This is a genomic window from Kitasatospora sp. SC0581 (assembly GCF_048159585.1).
Taxonomy (GTDB): Bacteria; Actinomycetota; Actinomycetes; order Streptomycetales; family Streptomycetaceae; genus Kitasatospora.
The window spans coordinates 1-365 of sequence record NZ_JBLRWA010000237.1 but is presented as its reverse complement, the minus strand read 5'-3'; the positions used below and the strand labels follow the sequence as shown (position 1 = coordinate 365).

The following is a 365-nucleotide window of genomic DNA, read 5'->3' as shown; positions in this document are numbered from 1 at the left end:
TTGCATTACCTCCCTTTATACACCGGGGCGCGCTTTTCCGCGAATGCCCGCAAGCCCTCGAGCCTGTCTTCGGTCGGAATGAGCGCGTTGTAGGCGAGTTCTTCGATTTTCAGCCCTGCTGAAAGGCCAGTCTCTGTCCCTTGATCGATGGCCGTTTTTGCCTGTCTGAGTGCAATGGGGCCGTTTTTTTTCATTTCCCCCGCCAGTTCAAACGCTTTTTCGATTACTGCTGCACGCGGCACAGCGTATTCGAGCAGGCCGATTGCCGCTGCTTCTTCAGCAGTCAGCCGTCGCGCCGTGTAGATCAGTTCTTTCGCTTTACCAACCCCAATGAGTCTTGGCAGCCGCTGTGTGCCGCCCGCTCC

General features: G+C 56.7%; 1 protein-coding gene. It reads right to left on the bottom strand.

Going from position 1 to position 365, the window contains the following annotated elements; all coding sequences use genetic code 11:
* Positions 1–5: 5 nt before the first annotated feature.
* Positions 6–365 (bottom strand): enoyl-CoA hydratase-related protein (locus ACLWS4_RS37935; RefSeq protein WP_416876568.1); only part of this gene is annotated, 360 nt, incomplete at its 5' end.